Source organism: Campylobacter blaseri, assembly GCF_013201895.1.
Taxonomy (GTDB): domain Bacteria; phylum Campylobacterota; class Campylobacteria; order Campylobacterales; family Campylobacteraceae; genus Campylobacter_B; species Campylobacter_B blaseri.
Genome location: NZ_CP053841.1, coordinates 1055042 through 1077601 on the forward strand (window position 1 = coordinate 1055042; position 22560 = coordinate 1077601).

The following is a 22560-nucleotide window of genomic DNA, read 5'->3' on the forward strand; positions in this document are numbered from 1 at the left end:
ATAAATCTTAAAACAATGCATAAAGGAATTGAAATATACAAGAGGTTAAAAAATGTAAATATACTTATAGTTAGCGATGATGATAGGCAAAATAAAAATGCTATTAAATATACTAGTTTATTTAATACAATAAATACTGTTAATTGCAAAGATTTTCTAAAGTTTTATATAGACAACTATAATAAAATTGATATAGTTTTATTAGATATTGATAGTTTTAAAAATGTAAATTTTGAAAAAATATCAGCAATTTGTTCAAATCAGCAGTTTATATTTTTAGCATATAAAAGAAAAAATTATATTGATATATTGAAAAATTTTAATTGTGGAAATTCTGTTATCTTATTTAAACCCATTAAATTTAGTGCAATTTTAGATAATATCTCTATGCTTATAAAAAATGTAAAAAATAATGAAATTTTAAAAATAAATGACAATATTAAAATAGATATGAAAAAAGAGGTAGTATATAAAAATAATGAAATAATATATCTTACTCATACCATGCACAAACTATTTTTATTATTTTTGGTAAATTTAAATAAAATTACAACTTTTTATGCAATTGAGGATATTGTTTATGATGGTAAAACTGTAAATAGATATGTGATACAAAATTTAGTTGGATTATTAAAAAGAGAATTAAACTTAAATATAAAAAACATATATGGCAAAGGTTATATTTTATACGATAATAAAGATAAGAATACCTAAATTATAAAATAAATTGGCGTGACTATAAGCCGAGTTCTGTTTTTCAAGTGATCATTTATCTAGACTAAATTTTGCAATTTAGCTCAAGCGAAGGGTATCATTCTAAGACTTTACCACCCCTTCTTGCTGCAAGCTGGGTTTACATAGCTGTTTATGTTACCATAAACACTGGTAGGCTCTTACTCTACCGTTTCACCTTTACCACAAATGTGGAAGTCTTCTTTCTGTTGCACTATCCCTTATGTTACCATAGCCATCTGTTAGATGGAGCCTTGTCTTAGCACAGCTCGGACTTTCCTCGATTTCTCGCGATCACTCATCACGCCAAGTGTTATTATATCTTAAAATCTATAATTACAAAATAAATCTTTTAAATTAAGCCCTAAGTATAAAATAGTTAAAATTTAAACAAACAAAAAGGATTTGCTTTGAAATTTATAAAAGAAAATATATTAATAATAATACTAGTGATACTTTTTACAATAGCCTACAACATCTATAATACAAATTTTAACAAAGATAACACAGATATTGGCAAAACAAACAACCAAGCTAGCAAGACTACTATAAAGGAACTTCCTTGAAAACATTCAAAGAGCTTGCATTAACTATGTTAGCAGCTACAGTTTTAGTATTAGGTTATAACTTTTATACTTCACTAAACACAACTAAGATATCAGTTCATACTGATATGAATTTATCAAATCACCCAGAACTAAAAGGCATTGTATTTCAAGAAGAGTTAGATAGAATAGGATTTGAAAGTTGGGATATAGATGAGTTTGAAAAATATCCTGAAAAAAACCAAACTCTAAAACCATTAAGACAGTATCTAAAAGATAAAGACACAAACAAGGTATTAAACTTTTTAAAAGATAATAACTTAAGTGTAGATGTAAGACTTCAATACAATACAACACCACTAATGTATTCAAGCTTTTACAATGATTTAAATACTTCAAAAGAGCTTATAAAGCTTGGTGCTAACATAAGAGCAAAAGATAGATACTCTTTAGCTCCACTAGCCTATGCTATATCACATAACTCTATAGATGTAGTAAAATTATTAATTGATAATGGAGTTAAATTTGAAGAGGTTCCTAGGGTGCAAGGGTATTTAATCTCTCCAGAGTATAAAGGGAGCATAGGTTCAATAATTATAGATAAAGATACTTTAACTATTAACTATGATTTATATATTGGTGAAAAGTATTATAGCACTAGAAACAACTCAGAAACAGGTGAACCTTTTAAAGATTATTGGAGTGGGAAAGTTAATCTATTTTACTATGTAGTAAGAAGAAATTTTATAGAGATAGCTAAACTAATTTTAGAGAGTGGTTATAAGCCTGATTGTAAATTTGATAACACCCTAGGTAAGAATTGTTTTAAAGAGCTTACCAAGATGCCAAACTACGAACCAATGTTAGAGTTAATGCTAGAACATAATGTATCAGGACAACCTAATGAAGAAGAGCTTAAAAAGGCTTATGATCATTGCCTATTTCTACATGAGCATGGATGGAATGAAAAAGAACTAAACAAAGATGAAAAACTATTTTTTGATGATTTACATATTAAATTTTTAAATAAAACTTGTAGTGATAGAAATTCAACATTTAAAAATACTAAAGAGTATATTAAATTTAAAAATCAAAATACTCTAATGATTGAATTAACAAATATAGGTGCTGATGAATTTGAAAGAAATTTGAGTAAAAAAATAAATAAAAATAAAAAAGTAATCTATAAAAACCAAACAGATACAATCTATAATAAAATAAATCATATAGAGCATAAACTAAAAAACAAGGAGTAAAAAGTGGCTAAATTTGACAGAGCTAAATTTTGGGAAGAGTTTAAAAAAGCCTCTTTTATACTAACTACTACTTTACTCCTAACTCTACTTTTTACAGGTTGTGATAATAATAAATCAAAAGCAGACTTTGTAGTAACAGCTGATACAAATGTAAGTAAAGTCCCAGGATTATCTAAATATGTAACCCAAGAAGAGGTAGATAGCTTTGCATTTAGATATTGGGATATAGACCATAACTTTACAAAAAACAGAGATCCATTAATGATGAAATTTAAAAGAGTATTAAGAACAAAAGATACAAACAAGATACTTAACTTTTTAAAAGAACATAACTTAAGTGTAGATGTAGATATAGAAGATAAAACAACACCTTTAATGTATTCAAGCTTTTATAATGATTTAAACACTTCAAAAGAACTTATAAAACTTGGAGCTAATATAAGAGCAAAAGATAGATATAAACTAAGTCCTTTAGCTTATGCAGTTGAAAATAACTCAACCCTAACAGCTAAACTACTACTTGATAGTGGAGTTAAATTTGATGAACTAACACAGATACAAACTTATTTAACACCTCCAGTTTATAGAGGTATTGAAAAAATTATAGTTGATGGTGATAATATTACTATCATATACAAAGGTAAATGGAAAACAGATGACCACTCTAAAGATGAAGTTGAGCCATTTAAATATATAGTAACTGGTAATTTTTTAGAATTAACTAAAATGGTATTAGAGAGTGGATATAAGCCTCAAAGATTAAAAGCATATCCAGATAGAATACAAGGTATATCTGAAGGATATGATAGAAATTTAGATATAGAAAACTCTGTTTTTTCAAGACTAGATGACATCCCAAACTATGAACCAATGCTAGATTTACTACTTAAATACAATGTCTATGGTGGAGAGCTTACAAAAGAGCAACTTAAAAAGGCTTATGATGATTGCTATTATTATTATAGCTCTTATTTAAGACATAGAGATAAAATGGGTAATATTTTTTATATTAAGCCGTACAAAGAACATTTAGAAAAACATTGTCCTATTGAAAATTCAACTTTTAAAGATATAAAAGAATTTTTTAGATATTCCAATGGAAAAAATAAAATTGATGAAATTATGTGGATTGGAAAAACAGACAAAGTAATTTATAAAAATAGTAATAATAAATTTAATAATAAACCAAACAACAAGGAGTAAAAATGCCAAGTTTTAAAGCAAGCTATAAAAATGCAAAGATAAACCAAATAATCATAAAGGAATTCCTTTGAAATTCACTAAACTATCTAAACCAAATAAAACAACATTTAAAACATTTCTTTTAACCATACCCTTGCTTTTAACACTCACTCTTATAGGTTGTGATAATAATAAATCATCTTACACTATAACTCAAGATACAAATGTTTCAAAAGTTCCAGGACTAAGTAAATATGTAACACAAGAAGAGGTAGATAGCTTTTCATTTAGATATTGGGATATAGATGATGAAAGAGAATATAGAGATGAAAATAAAACTTTAACTACTTTAAGACACTATTTAAAACAAAAAGATACAAACAAAGTATTAAATTTCCTAAAAGAGCATAACTTAAGTGTAGATACTAAGTTTTTACATAGACTAACACCTTTAATGTATTCAAGTTTTTATAATGATTTAAACACTTCAAAAGAACTTATAAAACTTGGAGCTAACATAAGAGCAAAAGATAGTTATAAGCTCTCACCTTTAGCTTATGCAGTTGAAAACAACTCAACCCTAACAGCTAAACTACTACTTGATAGTGGGGTTAAATTTGATGAGTTAATCAAAATTCAATCTTATTTAAAACCACCATATTATAACTTAATTGAAAAAATTATAGTTGATGGAGATGATATTGCTATCATATACAAAGGTAAATGGAATACAGATGAGCATTCTAAAGATGAAACTGAACCATTTGGATATTTAGTGTCTAGAAACTATATAGAACTAGCTAAGATAGTTTTAGAGAGTGGGTATATCCCACAAAGATTAGAGCGTAAAAGTGGTATACAAGGTTTACATAGAATTGAAGAAGATTTACCAATAAGACATTCAGTATATGCTATTTTAGATAACATCCCAAACCATGAACCAATGCTAGATTTACTACTCAAATATAATGTTTATGGTGGAGAGCTTACAAAAGAGCAACTTAAAATGGCTTATGATAGATGTTATGATGATTATCTTTATTTTCTAAACACAGAAAAAGAATTTAAAAGTGGAAAGATAACTTTAACTATCAATGAACAAAAAAGTTTAAATGGAACACTTTCATCTTATATTAAACATTGTTCAGATGGTAATTCAACCTTTAAAAGTGTTAAAGAGTTTTTAGCTTGGGCTAATTCTTATGAAATGGATTATTATCTATATTCAATTTTAGGAAGAGATAACCCAGAAAAAGTAATCTATAAAAATAGTAATAAAATTAATAATAAATCAACTAACAAGGAGTAAAAGGTAGCGAAATTTGATAAAGCCAAATTTTAGAGAGAGTTTAAAAGTTAGTATTTGAACTATATTTATAAACATATTTTCGTAGTTTATAAATTTATTTTAAGTCTTTCAGATATAAATTAAAAAATTAAATTTAAATAATAAAATATATATTTAAACCAAACTAATATAAACAGATTTACTAGGAAAATTCCTAGTAAAACCTACATATCTATACCTAACACCTCTTTAGCACATTTTTTAGCATTGCTAACACAATCATTTAAAGCAACACCATAATAGGCGTTTGAGCTAAGATAAACATTATCAACTGTTTTTACTCTTTTAAATATCTCATTTACATTATCCATATGCCCAACACCATAGTTTGGTATGCCTTTTTCCCATCTTTTAACATAAACAGTAGATGGGTTTGCATCTACGCCCATTGTATTTTTAATACCTAGCTTAGCAAACTCAACCAAAACTTCTTCACTTTTCATAGCTAACTCTTTGTTTCTTTGACCACCTATCATAACTCTAAGAAGTTTTTTACCATGTTTTGCTCTGTCAAAAAAGATGGAACTATCCCACAAAACACCCAAAACAGGTTGTTTTGATGAAGTAGTTGTTAAAAGCCCAAAACCTTTTAAATCATCTTCTAAATCATCATACCCCAAACCAACAACAGATATAGGAGAATACTCTATCTCATTTAATCTATCGTATATACTTGGGATAATGTCTTCTAGTAACTTAGCTGTAACATAAGCAGGAGTTGATAAAATAACTTTATCAAAGATTAATTTTTTATCTCCATTTAGGATAAATTTATCATCTATTTTTTCTATTTTTTCTATTTTAAAATTTGTTTTTATATCTGCTTTTGAGGCTTTTGCTACTCTTTCAACAAAAGTACTACATCCACCTTGAAAACTCATAAGTATCCCACCAGGTCCAGCTTCTTTCTTTCTTTGAGCTAGCATTCCTTTAAAAAGTCCACCAAAATGCTTTTCAAGAGCTACAACCTTTCCAAAAGATGCATTGACAGATAGTTTTTTAGGAGTTGAGCCATAAACTCCAGCACTCATAGCATCTAAAAAGACATCGGTCATCTCTTTTCCAACTCGTCTATATCCAAATTCTTGAAGTGTTTCTTCTTTATCATCTGTTTTAGTAGGGACTATAAATTCACACAAAACCCTAAGTTTTCCTAGTGTGCTTAAAAGCTTTGTTGAAGCAAATGCTTTGGGGCTTTCTGGCAAAAGATGAAGCTTGTCTTTATAGATATATCTAATTCTAGCATTATCATCGCTTCTTAGTAAAATATCTTCACAATCCACATCTTTTACAAGTTCTAAAGTGTCTGGCTTGTTGGATAAAAAACCATTAGTTCCCTCTTCCATCAAAAAACCATCTTTTTCTTTAGTTCTCATCTTGCCACCAAGATACTCATTGCTTTCAAAAACAGTAACATCTACATCTTTTCTATAAAAATTTAGATAAAAAGCTGTTGTTAAACCACTTATTCCACCGCCAATTATAGCTACCCTCATCAACACTCCTTGCTATCTAATAAATAAAAATTATATTACAATAAAAACATGTATAACTTGCTTAATTCTACTCTAAGATATCTCTATGTAGGATTTCTTCTAAAACAACAGTTGCGTACGAGCCTTTATCTAGACTAAATGAGATATTAAATTGAGCTAAGTCACTATTATAGCTATATTTAACATCATTTAAAAAGCTCCATCCATATCGCCTACTACCATTTATAAGTTCATTAAATTTATAACTTTCATTAAAAATTTCATCTTCTATCTCTTTTGCAAAACCACTGCTTTCAAAGGCTTTTTTACCTACAATCAAACCACAAACACTTATATCTTTTTTAGCAAATCTTTCAACTTCACTTTGAACATCTTCACATAAAAAAAGTTTTCCATAAGGAAAATGCCCCAAAACATCGCCTTTAAAAATTTTAAAAAACTGCTCTTGTGATTTAAAACTTTTTGCCTCATTTTTTGTTATTTTATAAAGCTCTGTAATCTCTGCAATGGTAAAATCTCTTATAAATTTACTCATCTCAACTCTTTTACTAAGCCATCTGTTGAAAAGTTCGCTTTGATAAGCTGAGATTAAGAAATTTTTCATCTTTGGATTTTTCATCTTTCTTTTGTTTTCTAAAATTTCTAAACCTTGCATAGCATTATCGCCAAATTTGCCAAATCTTTGATAACCAAAATAGTTAGAAAAACCCTCTTTTTCAAGTGTTTTAATAGCTTGTTCTATCTTAATGGCATCAACACTTAAAACCTTTTTTAACCTTATAAAAAAGTTGTTTCCCTTTAAATGCCCTATTTTGATTTTATTATTATGGTATGTTTTTTCTGTTATTTTTAACTTCTCATGGGAAAATGACTCCAAACTACTCTCAAATTTCTTAGGAAGTGAGATATACTGTGTTGTCATTCCCTCTTTATCTTTTAACCCTGCATATCCAAAATCTCTAATCTTACAACCGCTATGCTCACTTAAAATACTAAGTGCTTGTGTTGTTGTAAGATCCTTTTTTTGAATGTGTAAAATTAGATGTTCGCCTTCACCGCTAAATTCATAAAGTGGAATTTCTCTTACCACAAAATCACTTGAATTTTTACTAAAATGTGCATTTATCGGTGTATGATCTAGCCAATAAAGTGGTTTAAAAATGTTCGCTTTTTCCATATTTTCTATATCTTCCTCGTTTAACTTCTGCAAAAAAAGTAACTTTTGTTCTTGTCTTTTTTGCTATATTTTTTAAAGCTTTTATATTTTTCTTATAACAGCTAAAAAGTATCTCATACTCTTCGCCACTATTAAACTCAAATTTGTTAAAATTATATCTTAATTTTATATCTTTGTTTTTTAAAAATTTAGGTAAATCACTCTTTAATCCATCGCTTATATCCATAGCTGAGTTTATATATCTAGAAGCTTTGTAAAAAAACTTATCTCTTAATATAATATTTTTAAACCTTGAGTTTTTACCTATTTTACCACCATTTAAAAGAGCTTTTAAGCCTTTTAAACTTCCGCCTAAATTTCCTGTAAAAGCTAAAATTTCACCATCTTTTAAGGCTTTTCTATATATAGGTCTTTTTGTTTTTGCAATTATAGTAACACTAAGTCCTATTAAATTTGAACTTATGGTATCGCCTCCAATAATCTCAATGCCGTATTTTAAGCAACTATCTTTTATCCCTTTATTAAGTTCAACTATATCACTTAAACTTGTATTTTTAGGTAGCATAAGTCCTATGAGAGCGTATTTTGGATATGCATTCATAACGATAGCATCACTAATGTTTACCATCATAGCTTTACGCCCTATCTCGTAAAAACTAAGCCACTCTTTTTTAAAGTGAGAATTTTCTATAAAAAGATCTTTACTATAAACATAACTGCCAACTACGGCTCCATCATCTCCTATAAATTTATTTTGAAATTTAGAGATTATAAATTTTTCTTTATCCATAAAAATATTTTATATAAAACCGCTTTAAAAGTTGCTTGAAAAGGATTTCTATAAAATGCATAATTCATATGTTTTGCAAAACTACTTATAAGTAAATTTTTGATAGAATTAAAGAAATTTTACATAAGGACGGTATTATGGTAGAGATAGAAGTTTTTAGATACGATGTCAAGATAGATCTTGGAAGCTACTATAAGCCCTATTGCTATGAAAATTTTAACTTTAAAAACTTAAACGAACTTTTTATAGATATAGAAAAAAATGATCCTTATTTTAAATTTGGCAATGTTAAATTTGTATATGTTAATGATTTTTTAGTTAGTGCAGAAGATGATTTTTCTAAAATTTTAGAAAAAACCGGTAAACATTTTATAATATCTCCAATTATAGAAAAAAGAGTTATTAAAGATTTTATTATAAACAATGATGATTTTATAAAAGCTTTTGGTAAATTTCAAAATTTTAAAGATGAAAAAGAGTATTACTTAACACTTGAGCCACTCTTTTATGCAAACAGGGTATTAGAGTATAAAAAAGAATTTATAGGAAATAGTGCCTTTGTATTTGCATATCATATGATAGAGAAATTTCCAGAAAAAACTGATGAAATTCTTAGTATTATAAAAGATGAACTTAAATACTATATAAAACCTAGATTTTTATTAGATGACCCTTTTAAAACAGATGAAAAAGTTAGTTTTTTAAAAGAAAAATTGGGTATTAAAACAAAATCTAAAGAGAAATTTAAGTATTTTACAGAGCTTTTAAGCAAATTTGATAAAAATGAATACCCTGCAAATTTTAGTAAATTTAATATTGCAGTATATGATGATCAAGAGGTTGAAAATTTTGTAAAAAATATAGGTGCTAGACTTATAAACTTTAGATTAAAAAACAATTACCACGGCGGAAAATTCTATAATTTTGATAAAGATTGTGCTATAGCTTTAGCAAGTGAAATTTTGTTTGATGCTTTTGATAGTGGAAGTGATTTTTTAGTTGTAAATGATAAAGATGCTTTTATGATTTTTGATACACACTATAAAGAGATAGAAAACTATACTAATAGAAGTCTTCATAACTACTATGTGCTAAGTGCTGATGAGTTTGTATCCATAACTAAAGGAAAAACCGTAGAATCATTAAAAAAACACAGCTTAAAGGTTCATTTAGTTGATTAAAAAATAGCATTTTCTAATAACAGGTAAGTTTTTATCATTATAATCGTAAAACTACTTAAAAACTAAAATAAATATTTTATATTATTGAGTTTTAAGCTTAGAGATAATTTTTATAATTTAATTTTTATAATGTTTTTATATGGTAATTTTAATACCAAAATTTATTTAAAATACTGCAAAAGTAAAGTGGAAAAGTCATCTATATGGTATTATGGTTGGCTTAATAATATAATAAGCTTTGATTAGATATCCTTTCAAAAAAAGGATATCTTCATATGAATAAACTTTATTTTTGCATAGTTATTTTGCTATTTTTTACAGGATGTAGCTCTGATACAAATAACTCATCTAAAAGAGAAGATCTGTTCTACAAAGATATAGCTAAATCCATTGAAGAAGCAACTCTAGAATCAGATCACTATGAGTGCGTTACAAACAAAAAGTATTATTTTTGTGAATCCCTTTCTTTTTTATATGGAAATGGGGGGCTATTTAAAGGTAAAGAAATTAAGAAGAATCCAGAAAAAGCAAAAGAATATAATAAAATTTTATGTGAAGAATTTAAAAAAGAATTCTATTGTGAAAAACTAAAAAATAACAATCCATAGCCAAGACAAAATATATAAAAAGCATAATGTTTATTATTAAAAGTCTTAAAAAATAATATCAACATAATATTTTATATTAAATAAAAATAACAAAAATATAACTTTTAATTTATACTTATTTTTAAATCATAATTTATAAAGCTATAAAATCAATCTTATAAAATACGTAAATTTGGCTTAAAGCCGATATTATAACCCATGTTCATTAAGTCCAGTATTTAGCTTAATGGTTTTTATATTTAATTGTATTAAAGTATGTGATTAGCCATTTCTTCAGCTCTTTTTAAAAGCTCTTTTGCCCCTTTTTCTATCATATTATTAGCAAGTTTTACGCCAAAATCTTTATACTCATCTTTGCTAATTATTAGCTCTTCTTTTAAATACTCACTACCATCTGGCATACCTATGATCGCTTTTATGATAACTTTGTCTCCATCAAGCTCTGCATTCATACCGATTGGAACTTGGCAACCACCCTCTAAAACTCTAACAAAATCTCGCTCAATAGTAGTTTCTATCATAGATCTTTCATCGTTTAAAAAACTAAGTTTTTCCACTATCTCAGGTTTATCTATACACTCAACCCCTAAAACCCCTTGACCTGCTGCTGGAATCATAACATCTTTATCAATATTTGTTACATACTTAACATCTTTATCAAGACCAAGTCTTTTAAGTCCTGCACTTGCCAATATAATAGCATCAAACTCACCTTCTTTTAACTTTCTAAGTCTTGTATTTACATTACCTCTTAATGAAAGTATTTCTAAATCTGGCCTTAAAATCAAAAGTTGCATTCTTCTTCTAAGTGAAGTTGTTCCTATCTTTGAGCCTTTTGGAAGCTCCTCAATACTTGCATATTTTTCACTAACTAGCGCATCATTTTCAGTCTCTCTTTTAGTAACAGCTACAAAATTTAGCCCCTCTGGCAAATGCATAGGAACATCTTTTAAGCTATGAACTGCTAGTTCAGAGTTGCCATTTAACATATCAACCTCAAGCTCTTTTGTAAAAAGCCCTTTTCCACCTATTTTGGCTAAAGGAGTATCTAGTATTATATCCCCTTTTGTTTTCATAACCTTCAACTCAACTTCAATACCATGCTCTTTTTCAATCTCACTTTTAATGTGTTCACTTTGCCAAAGTGCCAAAGCACTTCCCCTTGTTGCTATTGTCATTTTTTTCATCTATTTTCCTTCATCTATGATTTCTACATCAATTATATCGTAAGCTTCTTTTTTCTTTGTATCTTCTTTTTCTGTATAATTGTATGTATTATTTTGTGTATTTCTATAATTTTTCTTCTCTTTTCTTTTTTCTTTAAAAGATGTTATAAATGCTGATATTAAGAGTAAAATTCCCATTAAATCTGTTAAAATACCTGGAAATAACATAAGAAGTCCACCTATTGCAATCCCAAAATTTTTAAGCATTGAAAGAGGTGTAAGTCTTTGTATGTGGGTTGCAAAATTTAAAAATCCAAATTTGGAGATTATCTTCACACCTATAAGTGCAGTTATAACAACCTCAAGAAGAAACAAAAATCCACCATGCTTAAATATAAAATAAAAGCTTATCATTGTTTCTAAAACAAAATATATAGGAGTTAAATTTTTAAACCGAAATGTTCTTTTCATTAAAATATTTCTTTAATTTTTTCTTCTAGTTTTTCTAATTTAATTTTAGTTTTTTCTAACCCATCTCTAGCTACTATCTCAACTTCATCATCTTCTAAGCCTTTGCCAACAAGTATTGCATATGGAAATCCCATAAGTTCAAACTCACTCATCTTAACTCCAAAGCGCTCATTTCTATCATCTAATAATACATTTATCCCTAGATCTCTTGCTTTTTCGTATAGGTTGTTTGCAAACTCAACTTGCTCATCTTTTTTGGTATTTGAAATTATGATTTCTAGCTCAAAAGGAGATATCTGTTTGTTCCATATACATCCTTTTTCATCATGGCTTGCCTCTATAGTAGCCGCTACCAATCTACTAACACCTATCCCATAACACCCCATATAAAAAGGTTGTGCTTTTCCATTTTCATCTAAAAAAGTAGCATTCATAGCAGATGAGTATTTTTGTCCAAGTTGAAATATATGCCCAACTTCTATACCTTTTGTTATATCTAGCTCTCCGCCACAACAAGGGCATTTATCGCCTTTGTTTACACTTATTAAATCTTTAAATCTTTCTTCTTTGAAGCTTGTAACATTAAAACCTATGATATGATAGTCTTTTTCATTTGCCCCACAAATCATCTGCTTTGCATCTTTTAACTCATTGTCTATATAAAAATCAATACCTTCAGGCAAATCCTTTGGACCACAATATCCAGCAACCAAATTTGCTTTTTCTATCTCTTGTTCATTAGCATCATCAAGTTCTAGTGCATTACAAGCGTTTAAGGCTTTTACCTCTTGAAGCTCGTCATCTCCTCTTATAAAAAATACAACAACTTTTTCCTCTTTTTCATAAATTGCTTTTTTAATAACAGCTTTTATAGTATAAAATTTATCAATTTTAAAAAAATTTGCAACATCCTCAATGGTACTCATATTTGGAGTGTGAAATTTGCTCATCATATTAGCCTCAGGTGCTTCGGCATTAGTTGTTTTAGGTTTTCTTCTTGCTGCTTCTATATTTGCAGAATATGAACAATTTGTACAAATTACGATATCATCTTCTCCATTATCAGCCAAAACCATAAACTCTTTACTTCCGCTTCCTCCAATAGCACCACTATCAGCCTCAACAGCTCTAAAATTAAGCCCTAATCTAGTAAATATATTTGAGTATGTTTTCTCCATAACATCAAATTCTCTTTTTAAGTCCTCTTCGCTACTATGAAAACTATAACCATCTTTCATAGTAAACTCACGGCCCCTTAAAAGTCCAAATCTAGGTCTTGCTTCATCTCTAAATTTTGTATTTATCTGATAGAGATGCAAAGGGAGTTGTTTGTAACTTGTTATTTTGTTTTTAACCATATTAACAACGGATTCTTCGTTTGTAGGGCTTAATACAAAATCATTATCTTTTCTATCTTTAAATCTCAACAGCTCTTTGCCAAACACATCATATCTTCCACTCTGTTTCCAAAACTCAGCCGGAGTCACAAAGCTAAATGAAACCTCTTGGGCTCCTGTTTTATCCATCTCTTCTTTGACTATATTTTTTATCTTATCATGAACCATTTTTCCCATAGGCAAAAAGTTATAAAGTCCGCTACCTAACTGCTCTATAAAACCTGCTCTTATTAAAAATGAATGGCTTGGAAGAGTTGCATCTTTTGGTGCCTCTTTATGTGTTGGTGCAAAAAATTTGCTAAATCTCATCTATCATCTCCAGTTTTTCTATACCCATACTGTACTCTTCAAATTCATCTCTTATATCAAATATATCTTGGATTGAGCTAACAATACTATCAGCATCCTCATCATCTCCGATATTCTTTAAATTTATAGTTGGAGTGTGCAAAAAGGATTTGAAAACTTGATGTATTAGCCTTCTAGCCTCCTCTTTGTCTGAGTTTTTAAGATAGCCTTTTTTAATGGCTTTCTCTATCTCAAACTCAGCTGTTTCTTTTGCTTTAAGTCTTAAAGCTTTGATAATAGGTGTTGTTGCAAGTGTTTTGAGCCATTTTAAAAAATCATTTGTACTTTTACCAACGATAGAATAAGCAGCTTGAGCCTGTTCTTCTCTCATGGCAAGATTAACTTTAACAATCTCTTGCAAATCATCAACACTATATACTTTTATCTTATCAGACTCTGTTATATCTATATCTCTTGGAACAGCTATATCAAAAAAATATCTATCGAAATTTTGCTCTGCAATTAAACTATCATCAATGACAGTATCAGGTGATGAAGTTGCACTAAAGATAATTTGGTGTGAGTTTATGCATTTTTCTAAATTTTTATATGGTTCGTATTTAACATTTCCATTTAAACACCTCATTACATTTTGTGCTCTTTCTTTGCTTCTATTTACTATGACAAGACTAGCTCCACTAGCTACAAGATGCCTACAAGCAAGCTCGCCCATATCTCCTGCACCAATTACAACTGCATTCATACCATCTAAGTTTCCAAAGATTTCTTTTGCCTTTACAACAGCTACACTCGCAACAGATACAGGGTTTTTTGATATAAGGGTTTTGTTTCTAACTTGTGCTGCACACTTGAAAGATGCTTCAACTGCTCTTTTAATATTAATATCACAATAATTGCGATCTAAAGAAAACAAAAAGGCATTTTTAAGCTGACCTACTATTTGAGTTTCTCCAACCACTAAACTATCAAGAGAGCTTGCTACTGAAAAAAGATGGTGTATCGCCCCACTTCCATAATAAATATCTGCTCTATCTTCAAGTTCAATCAAAGCAACTCCACTTAGTATAGAAATCGCCTTTAATATATAGTTTTTTGCTACTTCAAGGTCATTTACAAAAGCTATAACCTCTACTCTATTACAAGTACTAAGAAGCACACACTCTGAAATACTCACATTTGAACAAACAAGCTTTAAAGCCTCTTCTTTTTTCTCATCATTTCCAAAAGATAGCTTTTCCCTTGTTGATATATCTGTGTTTTTATGTGTAAAACTTATATTTAGATAATTCACTAAAATTTCCTATCAATCATATTTTGCATTATTTTTATTAAATCTTTATTTTCGTACTCTTCTATGCTCTTTAAGGCTTTATCTGCTATAACCTCTACCTCTTTAGCGCATTTTTCCATAATCTTATACTCTTCAAATTTGGAATTTATCCAAAATATCTCATTATCATTTAGCTCTTTTTTAAAGTAGCTTTTTAAAATACTTTTTCCTTCTTTATCTAAAGCTTTATATAAATATATATATGGAAGAGTTGTTTTTCCATCTTTAAAGTCGCTAAGGGCAGGCTTTCCGAGAGTTTTACTATCTTGAGTTATGTCAAGTAAATCATCAACTATCTGAAAAGCAATACCTAAATTTCTACCATATATACCAAACTTATCAACATCAAAACCAGCCAAAAATGCAGCACATTTTGCACTAGCTTCAATCAAAACAGCTGTTTTGTTATAAATCATACTTTCATACATCTTAATATCTTCATTGAAGCTTTCACCAAGCCTCACATCCATAAGCTCACCAATGCTAAGCTTACTTACAGCATCTGAGATAGTTTTAGCTATAAAATTATCAAATTTACTAAGTTCGTAATAGCCCTTTGAGTATAAAACATCCCCAAGCATAACAGCATTTTTAGCGCCATAAGAGTAGTTTATGGATGGCTTCCCTCTTCTAGTATCACTTCCATCTATTACGTCATCATGAAGCAAACTAGCTGCATGTATAAGCTCAACTATTGCACATAACTCAATCGCTTCTTGCGTATCGCCTGCTATTTTTAAAATAAGCTTTGAGCGAAGTTTTTTACCAGAACTTATCTCTTTATACATTAATTTCACAGGTTCATATTTAAAACTTTTTATGTGGTTTAACATAATCTCGTCAATTTTTTCTAAACTATCCATTAAATCCTACTCATTATTTGATAATACATTGCTAGTAAATTCAATATAATAATCATTTATAGCATCTTCCATATCATCTAAACTCTCAATCAAAACAGCGCTAGGAGATGATATATCAATGCCATTTTGCTCACATATCTTAGTTAAAGTTATAAAATTAAAAACTAACTCTTCTAAATTTTCTTCAACTAAATTTCTATTTGCGTTAAAAATTATATCAAAAAATTTCTCTTTTGGGGTTCCTTCAAAAATATCCAAATTATACCTTAAACTATTTATATTTTAATATTCATTATATCTAAAAAATATTTATCTATCCTAAAAAATAGCTGATATTTCATCTACTAATTTATCAACTTCTGATACGTTTTGATATTTATTAGAATCTCTTCCAAACCCCCACGTTACTTGAATATAAGGCATTTTAGCATTTATAGCTGCCTCTTCATCTTTTATACTATCTCCTACAAAACAGCCCTTTACATTATTACCATATTCATTTTTTAGTTCTTTCATAACTAAATTAAGCATTGTAGGATCTGGTTTTTGCGGTGTATCTTTACTAGCGCCTTCTATTAAATCAAAATACTCTATAATCCCTGTTTTTTTCAAAATGGCTTGCAATGAGTCCTTTGGTGCATTTGAGGCTAGTGTTATTAAATAACCTTTTTCTCTGCATTTTTCAAGCATTTCTTTAATGCCATCATAGGCTTTAGCATATAGATCATAGTTTTTTCTAAAGCTCTTTTCAAAGTTAATTTTTTGTTCAATTGTAATGGAATCTAAGCCATAAAACTCTTTAATATAATTTTTTTCTGGATTATTTATAATCTCTACTATAAAATCACTATCTAAATTTGGCTCTAGCCCAATGCTTTTTCTCATCTCATTAATGGTAGCCTCAATTGCCTTTTTACTATCTATTAAGGTTCCATCCATATCAAATATAATAGCTTTCATATCCTACCTTTATTAATTTTATAATTTTCTTATAATTTTACCAGTTTTTGTTCTTTTAAATTCATCTTTAAAATAAATTTCCTTTGGTCTTTCATACCGACTTAAATGTTCCTCAAATACCTTTTGTATCTGTTTTTTATAACTTTCATCTTTTTTTGTTTCAATTACCAAAACGATTTTATGTCCTAGCTTTTCATCTATTTTTGAGCTTATAAAAAATGGTTTATCAATGTAGCTTTCAAGCTTTTTTTCTATAACTTCTGGTATAAATTTTAGCCCACCTGAGATTATTATATTATCAGCTCTTCCTAAAATTTCAAACTCATTTTCATTTATAATATTTGCTAAATCATTGGTTATAAGTGGCTTTTCAAGTCCTGGCATTTTTATAGCTAAACAACCATTTTCAAGCCAAATTTTAATACCTTCAAGCACTTTATAGTTTTCATTTGCATCTTTTAAATTTACTCTTTTCAAAGCTATATGTGTTGCAGTTTCTGTCATACCATAACCGATATAACATTTTGTTTTAACTTTTAGAAGCTCATCTTTTAAAGAAGAAGACAAAGCCTGACCACCTAAAAGCAAAGTATCAATTTTTGAAAAATTAGATGGAGTGTCTAAGAGTTTGTAAACTTGGTTTGGCACCATAGCCACAAACTTAAAAGACTCTTTTTCATATTTTAAAAAAGCAAAATCACTATTTGGCTTTGCTACGCACAAATTTAATCCACCAATCAAAGCTCTAACTACCATCAACTTACCTGCTATATAATCCAAGCTCAAGCACAACAAAACTTTATCAAATTTTTGCAAATTAAAAAACTTTAATGTTCTTTTTGCACTTTTAGCAATAAAACTTTTTTCAAGTTTTATCTCTTTTGGAGTTCCTGTGCTGCCTGAGGTATGAACAACTAAATAATCTTTTTCATCATACCAATTTTTTAAAAACTCCAAAACTTCATTTTGAATTTCATCTAAAAACTCATTATTTAAAAGCTTATCAATCTCATAATTTTTACCATTTAAAATAATCTCTTTAGGAAAAATCTGCATCAAAAAGCTCCTTATAATCCATAGCCTTACTACTATCAAAATGTAAATTTTCACTATCTAAATATAAAGGCGAAGAGATATTGTTTAAAAAAAGCCCACCAGTTCCAAGACCTTGATGAATTTTAGGGTTTTTCATATAAGCCCATTGAGATATGGCATTTAAAGCTAAATTTGACTCCAAATATGATGTTATCCACCATTTAATACCTCTTCTTTTAGACAAATTTATCCACTCATCACAGCCCATAAGCCCTCCATGTAAACTAGGTTTTAAAACTAAATATTTTGGTTTTATGCTATCAAGTAAAATCTCTTTTTCTCTTAAACTATTTACACCAATTAACTCTTCATCTAAAGCAATATCCAAAACAGAATAATCACACAAACTTCTCATATGTGTCCAATTATCTTTTGGTATTGGTTGTTCAATAGAATGCACATCAAGCTTTGCTAATTTTTCTAAATTTACTATAGCATCTTTATAACTAAACCCGCCATTAGCATCAACTCTTATAATTAGCTCATCTTTATTAAAATTTTTTCTAATCTCTTTTATAAGATTTAACTCATCATTAAAATTTAAAGCACCAATTTTGAGTTTTATACATTTATATCCATTTTCTAGCTTTGTTTGAATTTGCTCTTGCATATATTTTAAATCGCCCATCCAAATTAAACCATTTATTTTTATACTATCTTTTCCATCGCTAAATTTAGATGGAAACAAAACTCCATTTTTTTGGCTATTTAAATCCAAATTTGCAACCTCTAAAGCAAATTTTACAGAAGATGGCATACCTTTAATATATGGCAAATTTTTTATATAATAAATAGGGTCATCACTTACTTTTTTAAGCCAAATTTCAACTTCTTTTTCACTTTCAGCACTAAGACCTTCAATTGGAGCACACTCACCAACCCCTATTTTTTCGTCATCTTGTAAAACTACATACCAAACTAGGCGTTCATTAAAACTTTTTCTTGAAGTTTTTGCTACTCTTTTAAATTGCAAATTCCTACTAATAACTTTTACTTTCAAAACTATCCTTAAAACCTCTATTAAGGAAATTTAGGAAATTTTGAAAAGTCTGGTTTTCTTTTTTGTAAAAATGCATTTTTACCCTCTTGAGCCTCTTGTGTAAGATAGTAAAGCATTGTTGCATTTCCTGCAAACTCTTGAATTCCAACCTGTCCATCAAGTTCAGCATTCAACCCAAGTTTTAGCATTCTAAGTGCTAAAGGACTATGTTCTTGCATTTTTTTAGCCCAAGAAACAACTTCATCTTCCAACTCATCAAAAGGCACAACCTTGTTTACAAGCCCCATTTCCAAAGCCTCTTTGGCACTATATTGCCTACACATAAACCAAATTTCACGAGCCTTTTTTTGCCCTACTATACTAGCTAAATATGAAGACCCAAGCCCCGCATCAAAACTTCCCACTTTTGGACCTGTTTGACCAAAAATAGCATTCTCACTTGCTATTGATATATCACAAACTACATGCAAAACATGCCCTCCACCAATGGCATAACCATTAACCATAGCAATTACTGGTTTTGGCATTGAGCGAATTTGTCTTTGAACTTCTAATATATTTAATCTTGGGACACCGCCATCATCTATATAACCGCCTTCTCCTTTTACACTTTGATCTCCACCTGAGCAAAATGCTTTGTCTCCAGCACCTGTTAAAACTATAACATTTATACTCATATCTTCGCGGCAAATTCTAAGTGCATCAGTTATTTCATTAACTGTTTTTGGGCGAAAAGCATTTCTTTTGTGCTCTCTATTTATTGTAATTTTCCCAATGCCTTCAAAGTAGTCAAAAAATATATCTTCATAATCTTTTATTTTTTTCCATTCTCTCTTACTCATACTTTTCTCCTTTAATTTTTTTATATAAATTTTTATAACTTTTTGTATTTAAATTTGGATTAGTAAAAACTTCTAAAATTTGTGGTTTTTCACATTTACAATTATACATTTTATATAAATTTTCTTTTAACTCTTGTAAATTTGTAGCTTTAGCATAACTTAGTCCAAAAGTTTTGGCAAACCCGCTAGCTTCAATGTTATGTTTGGCAAAAAAATGTTTTTCATAACTAGGTGAGTTTTCAAGCTGTTCTAAAAAACCAAAAATATTTCCACCGCCATTATTTACTAAAATTATCTTTAAGTTCTCTTTTAAATACCCATTCCACATAGCATTAGAATCATATAAAAAAGACAAATCTCCTAAAATTACGGTATTTATCTTCTCATCTTTGCTTGCATATCCAACCGCACTAGAAAAAGAACCATCAATCCCACTAACACCTCTATTTGAAAGATATTTACAGCCATCTTTTGGTTTATTTAAAATCATATAACGAATAGGTGAAGAGTTTCCTAAATGAACTATAGAGTTTTTTGGAAGCATTTTAGAAATTTCACTATAAACACTCATATCACAAAACGGAAGCTCTTTTAAATAGTTTTGATATGTTTTTTCTACTAAATTGGCAGTCTTTTTCCAAATTTCTAAATAACTTTTATCATCTTTTTTAAACTCCTTAATTTGTCTAAAAAAGCAACTAACACTTAGTGGCAAAACATCACTTAAAGCCTCATAAGTATCTATAAAATTGTTATCATCATTGCTTATATGATAGTGAAATTTTGGCTTAAAAGTTTTAAGATATTTTTTGATATTTTTTGATATAACTTGACCTTCAAAAGTTATAAGCAAATCTGGTTTAAACTCATTTGGGGTTGTATTTAAAATTTTAGCAACAACTAAATCAACTTGCCAAATTGTATTATCATTTTTTTCTAAATTTGCCAAATGTTCACCAAGAATTATAGCATTTGTGTTTTTAGCAAATTCTTTTAAACTTTCAAAAGATTTCTCTTGTAAATTTTGCCCTGCTATTATTAAAATTTTACTACTTTTATTAAGATTATCTCTAAATTTAGCAAGTTCATTCTCATCTAATTTAGCATCAATTCTTGCTAAATTTACTCTATTTTGAACTGACAATGGTTCGTTTATTAAATTATGAAGTGGCTCTTCAAAAGGAACATTAAAATGCACAGGGGAGTTTTTTAAAATCGCTAAACTTAGAAGCTCATTTATCTTTCTTCTTGAATACCAAAGTGCTTTATCATCATCTTGTAATGGCAAAACAACACTTTTTAAAATGAAATTATTGTAAATTCCATCTTGATTTAAGCATTGATTTTCCATTTGAGAGATATAGTAGTTTGGGCGATCGGCTGTTATTACTATCAATGGCACTTTTTGATAATACGCTTCAGCAATGCTAGGTGCGTAATTTAAAGTAGCAGTTCCTGAACTACAAACTAAAACAACTGGTTTTTTACTAGCTCTTGCCAAACCAAGTGCAAAATATCCTGCACTTCTTTCATCTACTATAGTTTTACAATCAAAAAAATCACACCCACTAAAAGTATGAATGAAAGGTCCATTTCTTGAGCCAGATGAGATTACAACATCTTTTATATCATATGCTCTAAGTAACCCTACTAACAAAGTGGCTTGTTTTTTATCAGAAATCATTGAATGCTCTTAATTGTATTAAGCAAAGTTTGAGCTTTGTTTTCAGTCTCGTCCCACTCATCTTTTGCAATTGATTTAGCAGTTATCCCACCACCAACATATAACTTATAATGCTCTTTTAAAACTTCCATACATCTTATGTTTACAAAAAGCTTTATATCATCTTTTTCTAATTTAAAAGCTCCTAAAAATCCCGCATAGTATTTGCGGTCATATTTTTCAATTTTTAAAATCAACTCTTTTGCCTCTTTTTTTGGCATTCCACAAACTGCTGGTGTTGGTGCAAGATGTGATATAAAACTTCCAACTTTATCCCTAATTGGCTCCATATTAAAACTAAAAGAGGTTTTTAAGTGAGCTACAACGCTAGTTTCAAATGTCTCAGGTCCTATTGTATCATAGTTTGGGATATTAAATTTATTTAAAGTATCAACTATATATCTTGAAACAAATGCTTGTTCTTCTATCTCTTTTACTCCCCAACTATAGTTTTTATCAGTTTTTAAGGTTTGTGTAGATGCTAAAGATACGGTGTTAGCTGTATTTTTATCGGCTATTAAAAGCATTTCAGGAGTTGCTCCAAGCCATAAACCAATGTTAGGAATATTTATAATATATACAAAAACTTTTGGGTTTCTTTTTTTTAATTCCACAAATAAATCGCTTAATTTTTCATCTTTTCTCTTTATATTTTTAAACTTTGATATAACGATTTTGTTTGCTTTTTTACTCTTTATACTAGATATAGCTTCACTTATTTGTTTAGTATAATCTTCTAAATTTATCTCATTTTCACCACAAAAAAAGTCATTGAAATTTTCATTTTTCTTTAAGAGTTTTAAGTCAAAATTTCCTATCTCATCATATCCTTGTAAAAAAATTTCATCTTCTATAACAATTATAGGTGAACTTTTTTTGTTTTCAAATGGTGCAAAAACAAAACCTTTTTTACTATTTAACTCCTCAAAAGAGTCTAAAATTTCTGGTTTTTTATCTATATTTAAAACAGATTTTGGGACATTGCTATTTGGTTCAAAATAACAAACAAATGGGAGATTTTTTTCTAAAAGTCTATCTATAAAATTGTTTATATCCATTTTTTACATCTTTCAATTATCATATAATCAT

At 28.6% G+C, this 22560-nt stretch carries 22 protein-coding genes and 1 other RNA gene; 7 read left to right on the forward strand and 16 right to left on the reverse strand.

Features of this window, described 5'->3' with window-relative positions; translation table 11 throughout:
• Positions 1-15: 15 nt before the first annotated feature.
• Positions 16-714, forward strand: coding sequence for a hypothetical protein (locus CBLAS_RS05445; protein ID WP_241517641.1), 699 nt, complete (start codon positions 16-18; stop codon positions 712-714).
• A 9-nt stretch (positions 715-723) separates the two neighbouring features.
• Here the strand turns inward: CBLAS_RS05445 and rnpB are convergent.
• Positions 724-1042, reverse strand: an RNA gene (rnpB, locus tag CBLAS_RS05450) — RNase P RNA component class A.
• A gap of 100 nt (positions 1043-1142) precedes the next feature.
• On the opposite strand from rnpB, the gene CBLAS_RS05455 reads away from it, so the two are divergent.
• The 4 genes from CBLAS_RS05455 to CBLAS_RS05470 all read left to right on the forward strand — a co-directional run bounded on the left by CBLAS_RS05455 (position 1143) and on the right by CBLAS_RS05470 (position 5024).
• Positions 1143-1298 carry a hypothetical protein gene (locus CBLAS_RS05455; protein ID WP_157940040.1) on the forward strand — a complete coding sequence of 52 codons (156 nt, stop codon included), beginning with the start codon at positions 1143-1145 and terminating at the stop codon, positions 1296-1298.
• Positions 1295-2533, forward strand: coding sequence for an ankyrin repeat domain-containing protein (locus CBLAS_RS05460; protein ID WP_133169636.1), 1239 nt, complete (start codon positions 1295-1297; stop codon positions 2531-2533). The genes CBLAS_RS05455 and CBLAS_RS05460 overlap by 4 nt, the downstream gene beginning before the upstream one ends.
• 3 nt (positions 2534-2536) lie before the next feature.
• Complete coding sequence (locus CBLAS_RS05465; protein WP_172658186.1) at positions 2537-3736, forward strand: ankyrin repeat domain-containing protein; 1200 nt, start codon at positions 2537-2539, stop codon at positions 3734-3736.
• 67 nt (positions 3737-3803) lie between these two features.
• Positions 3804-5024, forward strand: coding sequence for an ankyrin repeat domain-containing protein (locus CBLAS_RS05470; protein WP_172658187.1), 1221 nt, complete (start codon positions 3804-3806; stop codon positions 5022-5024).
• A 203-nt stretch (positions 5025-5227) separates the two neighbouring features.
• Here CBLAS_RS05470 and hemG read toward each other — a convergent pair whose 3' ends face one another.
• The 3 genes from hemG to CBLAS_RS05485 form a co-directional block, all read right to left on the reverse strand.
• Positions 5228-6559 carry a protoporphyrinogen oxidase gene (hemG, locus tag CBLAS_RS05475; RefSeq protein WP_106871663.1) on the reverse strand — a complete coding sequence of 444 codons (1332 nt, stop codon included), beginning with the start codon at positions 6557-6559 and terminating at the stop codon, positions 5228-5230.
• Between the two features lie 67 nt (positions 6560-6626).
• A complete protein-coding gene (gene truD / locus CBLAS_RS05480) occupies positions 6627-7736 on the reverse strand; it encodes a tRNA pseudouridine(13) synthase TruD (protein WP_106871665.1) in 1110 nt (369 codons plus the stop codon).
• On the reverse strand, positions 7714-8526 hold the full coding sequence (locus CBLAS_RS05485; protein ID WP_106871667.1) for a thiamine-phosphate kinase: 813 nt from the start codon (positions 8524-8526) through the stop codon (positions 7714-7716). The genes truD and CBLAS_RS05485 overlap by 23 nt, the downstream gene beginning before the upstream one ends.
• 137 nt (positions 8527-8663) lie before the next feature.
• On the opposite strand from CBLAS_RS05485, the gene CBLAS_RS05490 reads away from it, so the two are divergent.
• Positions 8664-9707: a hypothetical protein gene (locus tag CBLAS_RS05490; protein ID WP_106871669.1), complete on the forward strand. Its 1044-nt coding sequence runs from the start codon at positions 8664-8666 to the stop codon at positions 9705-9707.
• A gap of 275 nt (positions 9708-9982) precedes the next feature.
• Entirely contained in the window at positions 9983-10315 is a 333-nt protein-coding gene (locus tag CBLAS_RS05495; protein ID WP_106871671.1) for a hypothetical protein, read from the forward strand.
• Positions 10316-10563: 248 nt separating this feature from the next.
• Here CBLAS_RS05495 and hemC read toward each other — a convergent pair whose 3' ends face one another.
• From hemC to CBLAS_RS05555, 12 genes are read right to left on the reverse strand one after another with little or no spacing between them, the layout of a single operon-like run.
• Positions 10564-11502: a hydroxymethylbilane synthase gene (gene hemC, locus CBLAS_RS05500; RefSeq protein WP_106871673.1), complete on the reverse strand. Its 939-nt coding sequence runs from the start codon at positions 11500-11502 to the stop codon at positions 10564-10566.
• Entirely contained in the window at positions 11503-11952 is a 450-nt protein-coding gene (locus CBLAS_RS05505; RefSeq protein WP_106871675.1) for an FxsA family protein, read from the reverse strand.
• On the reverse strand, positions 11952-13658 hold the full coding sequence (locus CBLAS_RS05510; protein WP_106871677.1) for a proline--tRNA ligase: 1707 nt from the start codon (positions 13656-13658) through the stop codon (positions 11952-11954). The genes CBLAS_RS05505 and CBLAS_RS05510 overlap by 1 nt, the downstream gene beginning before the upstream one ends.
• Positions 13648-14949, reverse strand: a complete 1302-nt coding sequence (hemA, locus tag CBLAS_RS05515; RefSeq protein WP_106871679.1) for a glutamyl-tRNA reductase — start codon at positions 14947-14949, stop codon at positions 13648-13650. The genes CBLAS_RS05510 and hemA overlap by 11 nt, the downstream gene beginning before the upstream one ends.
• A complete protein-coding gene (locus CBLAS_RS05520; protein WP_106871681.1) occupies positions 14949-15851 on the reverse strand; it encodes a polyprenyl synthetase family protein in 903 nt (300 codons plus the stop codon). The genes hemA and CBLAS_RS05520 overlap by 1 nt, the downstream gene beginning before the upstream one ends.
• 6 nt (positions 15852-15857) lie before the next feature.
• The gene (locus CBLAS_RS05525) at positions 15858-16109 is read right to left on the reverse strand and encodes a DUF2018 family protein (RefSeq protein WP_106871683.1); all 252 of its coding nucleotides are present in this window, start codon (positions 16107-16109) and stop codon (positions 15858-15860) included.
• Positions 16110-16169: 60 nt separating this feature from the next.
• Positions 16170-16811 (reverse strand): HAD family hydrolase, encoded by a 642-nt coding sequence (locus CBLAS_RS05530; RefSeq protein WP_106871685.1) that lies wholly within the window; start codon positions 16809-16811, stop codon positions 16170-16172.
• A gap of 18 nt (positions 16812-16829) precedes the next feature.
• A complete protein-coding gene (locus tag CBLAS_RS05535; protein WP_106871687.1) occupies positions 16830-17867 on the reverse strand; it encodes an AMP-binding protein in 1038 nt (345 codons plus the stop codon).
• Positions 17851-18906: an o-succinylbenzoate synthase gene (locus tag CBLAS_RS05540; protein ID WP_106871689.1), complete on the reverse strand. Its 1056-nt coding sequence runs from the start codon at positions 18904-18906 to the stop codon at positions 17851-17853. The genes CBLAS_RS05535 and CBLAS_RS05540 overlap by 17 nt, the downstream gene beginning before the upstream one ends.
• A gap of 20 nt (positions 18907-18926) precedes the next feature.
• On the reverse strand, positions 18927-19748 hold the full coding sequence (gene menB, locus CBLAS_RS05545) for a 1,4-dihydroxy-2-naphthoyl-CoA synthase (protein ID WP_106871691.1): 822 nt from the start codon (positions 19746-19748) through the stop codon (positions 18927-18929).
• The gene (gene menD, locus CBLAS_RS05550; protein ID WP_106871693.1) at positions 19741-21432 is read right to left on the reverse strand and encodes a 2-succinyl-5-enolpyruvyl-6-hydroxy-3-cyclohexene-1-carboxylic-acid synthase; all 1692 of its coding nucleotides are present in this window, start codon (positions 21430-21432) and stop codon (positions 19741-19743) included. Before menD ends, menB begins: the two co-directional genes overlap by 8 nt.
• Entirely contained in the window at positions 21429-22529 is a 1101-nt protein-coding gene (locus tag CBLAS_RS05555; RefSeq protein ID WP_106871695.1) for a chorismate-binding protein, read from the reverse strand. The genes menD and CBLAS_RS05555 overlap by 4 nt, the downstream gene beginning before the upstream one ends.
• Positions 22530-22560: the final 31 nt, after the last annotated feature.